Here is a 6,674-nt window from a genome sequence, read left to right as displayed (position 1 = left end):
GCGCAGCCCAGCGGGAGCAAGCTCCCTCGCCACAAGGGCAAATGCATCATGCTTGAATCAGCGCAACGCCGGGCCCTGGAAGCCCATCCACATTGCCAGATGCTCGGCGATGCTTGCGCCCAGTTTTTTCGAGAAGCGGTCAAACGGCGATTCCTCGATGGTGAAATCCACCAGATCCTTCTGACCGATCACATCCCGAGCCACCGAACTGGCGCTGCCCAGCCCGTCGATCAGGCCCAGGGGCAATGCCTGCTCCCCGGACCAGACCAGCCCGGAAAACAATTCCGGATGCTCCTTGTCCTTCAAGCGCTCGCCGCGACCTTTCTTGACGCTGGCAATGAATTGCTTGTGAGTCGTGTCGAGCACGCCCTGCCAGAACGCAGTCTCTTCAGGCTTTTGCGGCTGGAACGGATCAAGAAACGACTTGTGCTCGCCAGAGGTATAGACCCGCCGCTCCACGCCGAGCTTCTCCATGGTCCCGACAAAACCATAACCGGCCGCCGTCACGCCAATGGAGCCGACCAGGCTCGCCTTGTCGGCATAGATCTGGTCCGCAGCGCTGGCGATGTAATAGGCACCGGACGCGCCGAGATCGGCGATGACCGCATAGACCTTGGTGTTCGGGTGAAGCGCGCGCAACCGGACGATCTCGTCGTAGACGTAACCCGACTGCACCGGACTGCCGCCCGGACTGTTGATGCGCAGCACCACGCCCTTGACCTTCGGATCTTCGAAGGCAGCCCGCAGACTGCCGACGATGTTATCCGCACTGGCTGGCTCCTTGTCGGCGATCACGCCTTCAATGTCGATCAGCGCGGTATACGCCGAACCACTGACCGCACCTTTTTCGATACTCATCAGCGGCGTGAACAGCAACAGCGCAGCAAAAAGATAAACGAAGGTCAGCAACTTGAAGAAGATTCCCCAGCGGCGCGACCGACGCTGCTCTTGCACACTGGCCAGCAGGGTTTTTTCCAACAGCTTCCAGCTTTTTCCATCACCGCTCTCGGCATCTGCCTTGGCCGGTGCTTTCCATTCATCGGTCATGCATGCATCCCCATCAAAACGTCAACCGGCACGCTGGCTCAGCCACGCGTGCAATTCGGGAAAATGGTCAATGGCCAGGCACGGTTCGAACGCCCGAAGCGCCTCGATCGTCTGCGCGCCATAACTGACAGCGACAGAGCCCATGCCGGCATTACGCGCCATCTGCAGGTCGAACGACGAATCCCCGACCATCAACGCTTGCTCGGCCCGCACATTACAGTAGGCCAGGATCTGCTCAAGCATCAGCGGATGCGGCTTGCTAGCGGTTTCGTCGGCGGCGCGAGTGATGTCGAAATAATCATCCCAACCATGGGACTTCAGCACCCGATCCAGCCCGCGCCGAGCCTTGCCGGTCGCGACAGCCAGGTGATAGCCCTCGTCCCGCAGAGCCTGGAGCGTATCGGCCACGCCGTCGAACAGCGGCGAAGGCTCGGCCTCCAGCGCGATGTAGTGATCGGCATAATGTTGGCGAAAAACGCTCAGCTCATCATCAGCGATTTCCGGGTACAGGCTGCGAATCGCTTCCGGCAGCCCGAGACCGATAATGCCCTTCACCGCAAAATCATCCCGCCGAGCAAAACCCGTACGGTCCGACGCGATATGCATCGACTCGACAATCCGACCGATGGAGTTCGCCAGAGTGCCGTCCCAATCGAATATCAGCAGCTTGTAATCAGGATGCACTCAACCGCTCCACGGTCTTGGCCCACATGTCATCCACGGGGGCCTGCAATTTCAGCTCGCCGCCGTCGGGCAACGGCACGGTCAGCATGTAGGCATGGAGGAACAGGCGCTTGCCACCCAGGTCACGGATTTCCTTGCTGAAATCATCGTCGCCATATTTGCTGTCACCGGCGATGCAATGCCCGGCATGCAGGGTGTGGACACGGATCTGGTGGGTCCGCCCGGTGACCGGCTTGGCCTCGACCATGGTGGCGAAGTCGCCGAAACGGCGCAGCACCTTGAACACGGTCAGCGCTTCCTTGCCCTCTTCGTTGACTTCCACCATGCGCTCGCCGGAGCGCAGGTTGCTCTTGAGCAGCGGCGCGCGCACTTGCTTGACGGATGTTTCCCAACGACCGCGCACCAGCGCCATGTAGCGCTTGTCGACGCCATCGCCGCGCAGCTGTTCGTGCAGATGGCGCAACATGCTGCGCTTCTTGGCAATCATCAACAGCCCGGAAGTGTCCCGATCCAGACGATGGACCAGCTCCAGCTCCTTGGCATCGGGACGTAGCTGACGGAAGGCTTCGATCACCCCGAAATTCAGGCCGCTGCCGCCGTGGACCGCGATGCCCGCGGGCTTGTTGACCACGATCAGCGCCTTGTCTTCGAAGACGATGGCGGCCTCCAGGCGTTGCAACAAGCCTTGTGCCAGTGGCACCGGCTCGTCGCGCTCGGGCACGCGAACCGGCGGTACGCGCACGACGTCGCCCGCCTGGAGCTTGTATTCGGGCTTGATCCGACCTTTGTTCACCCGCACTTCGCCTTTGCGCAAAATGCGGTAGATCAAGGTCTTGGGCACGCCTTTGAGCCGGGCAAGCAGGAAGTTATCAATTCGTTGGCCGGCATATTCCGGCGAGACCTCAAGCAGTTGAACGCCTGGGGTCGAAGGGGCAGTAGTTGTCATGGCGGCGATGATAACAATTTTTTATGGAATTGAAGCACTTAATCATTGCTGCTATAGTCGCGAACGCCGCCAAAAGTGGCTGGACAGCGGACCAGCGGTCAAAAACCGGCCCTGACCAACGCAATTCACGAGGACGAGAGGCCGTCCTACGGGGCTTTTGCTGCGTAACGGTAGAGTTCGCAGGTGTAACGAGCGCAAGTGACATGAGGCCTGAAATACGCCGCAAAGCAGAGTTTTGACTCGCCTTGCGCGCCACATTCACGGCCAGTTCACAAAGTGCAGTCACCCGCAGACGACCCCGAGCGAGAGCTTCGGAAACAACGCCTAAATGAGCCATGATGCGTGACCTCCCCTTCCGGAGCTCACGGTAAATGCCAACCCGCTGCGGATTCTGCGCGCGGCAGCACCCGAATTATCAGGGATACGTGTAGGGTGGAGATGTACAACCGTCGGACTGTGTAGCACTAGGCTTATATTTAGACGCTTCATCTCGTCCACAGGCGCCGGTTGATTCCTCCTCCTGACTGAGTGCTTGAGTACCAGCAAGCAGGACGCGTCCGTCGCGACTTCGCCATCATTGGGTCGAACTCGCTGGACACTGGAATGGCCCCGCCATCGCCAGGACGCACCTGACACCGACCGTGAGAAGTCGTGTGTGCCGAACGCCGTTTCCGGCAGCCCGGAAACCGACGGTACTACATGAAAAGAATGCTGATTAACGCAACTCAACCCGAAGAGTTGCGTGTTGCACTGGTAGACGGCCAGCGCCTCTACGACCTGGATATCGAATCCGGTGCACGCGAGCAGAAGAAGGCCAACATCTATAAAGGCCGGATTACTCGCATCGAACCAAGCCTTGAGGCTGCCTTTGTCGATTTCGGCTCCGAGCGCCACGGCTTCCTGCCCCTCAAAGAAATCTCCCGCGAATACTTCAAGAAGGCCCCCGAAGGCCGCGTCAACATCAAGGACGTCCTGAGCGAAGGCCAGGAAGTCATCGTCCAGGTCGAAAAAGAAGAACGTGGCAACAAGGGCGCCGCCCTGACCACCTTCATCAGCCTCGCCGGCCGCTACCTGGTCCTGATGCCGAACAACCCGCGTGCCGGCGGCATCTCCCGCCGCATCGAAGGCGAAGAGCGCAACGAACTGCGCGAAGCCCTGAACGGCCTGGTCGCACCCGCCGACATGGGCTTGATCGTGCGCACTGCCGGCCTGGGCCGCAGCAGCGAAGAAATGCAGTGGGACCTCGACTACCTGCTGCAACTCTGGACCGCGATCAAGGAAGCCTCGCTGGATCGTTCCGCACCTTTCCTGATCTACCAGGAAAGCAACGTGATCATCCGCGCCATCCGCGACTACCTGCGCCAGGACATCGGCGAAGTGCTGATCGATAGCGTCGAAGCCCAGGACGAAGCCCTGACCTTCATTCGCCAGGTGATGCCGCAGTACGCCAGCAAGATCAAGCTCTACGAAGACAGCGTTCCGCTGTTCAACCGTTTCCAGATCGAAAGCCAGATCGAGACCGCTTTCCAGCGCGTCGTCGAACTGCCGTCGGGCGGCTCCATCGTCATCGACCCGACCGAAGCCCTGGTGTCCATCGACATCAACTCGGCGCGCGCCACCAAAGGCAGCGACATCGAAGAAACCGCCCTGCAGACCAACCTTGAAGCCGCCGAAGAAATCGCCCGCCAGTTGCGCCTGCGCGACATCGGCGGCCTGATCGTCATTGACTTCATCGACATGACCCCGGCCAAGAACCAGCGCGCCGTGGAAGAAAAGGTCCGTGAATGCCTGGAAGCCGACCGCGCCCGCGTACAGGTCGGTCGTATCTCGCGCTTCGGCCTGCTGGAAATGTCCCGTCAGCGCCTGCGTCCATCCCTGGGCGAAAGCAGCGGCATCGTTTGCCCACGCTGCAACGGCACCGGCATCATCCGTGACGTCGAGTCGTTGTCCCTGGCGATCCTGCGCCTGATCGAAGAAGAAGCCCTGAAGGACCGCACCGCCGAGGTTCGTGCCCAGGTGCCAATCCCGGTGGCCGCGTTCCTGCTCAACGAAAAACGCAACTCGATCACCAAGATCGAACTGCGCACCCGCGCCCGCATCGTGATCCTGCCGAACGACCACCTCGAGACGCCACACTTCGAAGTGCAGCGCCTGCGTGATGACAGCCCTGAAGCTCATACCAACCAGTCCAGCTACGAAATCGCCGCGGCCGCCGCCGAAGTCGAAGACGTCCAGCCAGCTGCCGCCACCCGCACCCTGGTTCGCCAGGAAGCGGCGGTCAAGACTGCACCGGCCCGTGCCAACGCTCCGGTCCCGACCGAAGCCGCCGCGCCGGTTGCCGCCCCGGCCGCAGCCCCGGAACCAAGCCTGTTCAAAGGCCTGGTGAAATCCCTGGTCAGCCTGTTCGCCACCAAGGAAGAGCCTGCCGCACCGGCCGTTGTCGCCAAGCCTGCCGCTACCGAGCGTCCGGCCCGCAACGAAGAACGCCGCAACGGTCGCCAGCAGACCCGCAACCGCAACGGTCGTCGCGACGAAGAGCGCAAGCCGCGCGAAGAACGTGCCCCGCGTGAAGAGCGCGCACCCCGTGAGCCGCGCGAAGAGCGTCAACCACGCGAAGCCCGTGAGGAAGTTCCAGCGGTAGCCCGCGAAGAACGCGCACCGCGTCCGCCTCGCGAAGAACGCCAGCCACGCGCACCACGTGAAGATCGCAAGCCGCGTGGCGAGCGTGAAGAACGTGTTCGCGAATTGCGCGAGCCTCTGGACGCCGCACCGGCTGTTGCTGCGACGCCTGCGACTCCGGCAGCAGAACGCCCGGCTCGCCAGCCTCGCGAAGAACGCGCACCGCGTCCGCCGCGTGAAGAGCGTCAGCCGCGCGCCGAGCAGGCAGCCGCCGAAGCCAGCGAAGAGGAAGTGCTGAACACCGAAGAGCAGTTGCAGGAAGACGGCCAGGACCACGCCGAGGGCGATCGTCCACGTCGTCGCTCCCGCGGCCAGCGTCGTCGCAGCAACCGTCGCGAGCGTCAACGCGATGCCAACGGCAACGTGATCGAAGGCTCGGAAGAGTCCGAAGCCGGCGAGAACGCCGAAGCGCCTAGCGCTGCCGACCTGGCCGCCGGCCTGGCCGTCACCGCGGCAGTTGCCAGCAGCGCGATCAGCGCCCCAGCCGAGGCCCAGGCACACGAGCAGGCCGAACGGGCCACCGCTGCGGTGGAAGAGGCAGCGGTCGAAGCGCCAGTTGTCGAAGCGACCACTCCGGTAGAAATCACTGCTTCGCCAGAAGTGGAACTCGCACCGGTTCATGAAGCCGAGCCGCAAGCCGAAACCGCCGCCGAGCCTGCCCCGGTCGTCGAGCAGCCGGTGGTAGCCGCTGAACCTGCCGTTGAAGTTTCTGCCGTTGAAATGCCTGCCGAGGAAACCGCACCAGAACCAGTACGCGAAGAGCAGACCGCTTTCAACTGGAATGCCGAGCCAGCCGCGCCAGCGCCGGTTGCTGAACCGGAGCCGGTAGTAGCCGTCGAACCGCCAGTGGTCGAGCCTGCGCCAGTGGTCGAGGCGCCAGTGGTTGCCGAACCAGTGGTTGCCGAAGCCCCAGCCCCGGTTGAAGCGCCTGCAGCGGTCAGTGCCCTGACCCCTAACGGCCGCGCCCCGAACGATCCACGTGAAGTGCGTCGTCGCAAGCGTGAGGCCGAGCGTCTGCAGAAGGAAGCTGAACTGGCCGCCGCTGCTGCCGCTCAAGCGCCTGCCGCCGAACCGGCTCCGGTCGTCGAAGAAGTCGCCGAGGCAGCCCCTGCCCCGGTAGCTGAAGCCCCGACTGAATCGGCACCGGTGATCGGCGAACCTCAGCACGCCACTGAAGAAGAAGTCGCTCCGCGTCACACTGAAGCCCTGGAAAAAGAGCACGAGCCCAAACCTCACGCCTGATTCCACCGCCCAGTAAAAAGCCCCGCCTGGTGATGCCAGGCGGGGCTTTTTTTATTGTTCTGAAATCATGCTATTC

Annotated in this window: 4 protein-coding genes; 1 reads left to right on the top strand and 3 read right to left on the bottom strand. The window is 62.3% G+C overall.

Annotated features, from left to right (window positions below; all coding sequences use genetic code 11):
• Positions 1–57 precede the first annotated feature (57 nt).
• Genes ACE04F_RS25350 through rluC form a run of 3 tightly spaced genes read right to left on the bottom strand, consistent with a single transcriptional unit; the run spans position 58 to position 2,677 of the window.
• A complete protein-coding gene (locus ACE04F_RS25350; protein WP_486110411.1) occupies positions 58–1,047 on the bottom strand; it encodes a S49 family peptidase in 990 nt (329 codons plus the stop codon).
• A 21-nt stretch (positions 1,048–1,068) separates the two neighbouring features.
• Positions 1,069–1,731 carry an HAD-IA family hydrolase gene (locus ACE04F_RS25345; protein ID WP_486110410.1) on the bottom strand — a complete coding sequence of 221 codons (663 nt, stop codon included), beginning with the start codon at positions 1,729–1,731 and terminating at the stop codon, positions 1,069–1,071.
• Positions 1,721–2,677 carry a 23S rRNA pseudouridine(955/2504/2580) synthase RluC gene (gene rluC, locus ACE04F_RS25340; protein WP_434569359.1) on the bottom strand — a complete coding sequence of 319 codons (957 nt, stop codon included), beginning with the start codon at positions 2,675–2,677 and terminating at the stop codon, positions 1,721–1,723. The genes ACE04F_RS25345 and rluC overlap by 11 nt, the downstream gene beginning before the upstream one ends.
• A gap of 699 nt (positions 2,678–3,376) precedes the next feature.
• Between rluC and rne the strand changes: the two genes are divergently transcribed.
• The gene (gene rne / locus ACE04F_RS25335) at positions 3,377–6,598 is read left to right on the top strand and encodes a ribonuclease E (protein WP_486110409.1); all 3,222 of its coding nucleotides are present in this window, start codon (positions 3,377–3,379) and stop codon (positions 6,596–6,598) included.
• The last annotated feature ends 76 nt before the right edge of the window (positions 6,599–6,674 follow it).

The sequence above is a fragment of the Pseudomonas sp. AGC41 genome (assembly GCF_057334555.1).
The sequence above is the reverse complement of the archived record's forward strand: the minus strand, read 5'-3'. Positions and strand labels throughout refer to the sequence as shown.

Excerpts from the sequence above, each read along its gene's own strand:
- ACE04F_RS25350 (WP_486110411.1), bottom strand. The coding sequence starts at position 1,047 with ATGACCGATGAATGGAAAGCACCGGCCAAGGCAGATGCCGAGAGCGGT.
- rluC (WP_434569359.1), bottom strand. The coding sequence starts at position 2,677 with ATGACAACTACTGCCCCTTCGACCCCAGGCGTTCAACTGCTTGAGGTC.
- rne (WP_486110409.1), top strand. The coding sequence starts at position 3,377 with ATGAAAAGAATGCTGATTAACGCAACTCAACCCGAAGAGTTGCGTGTT.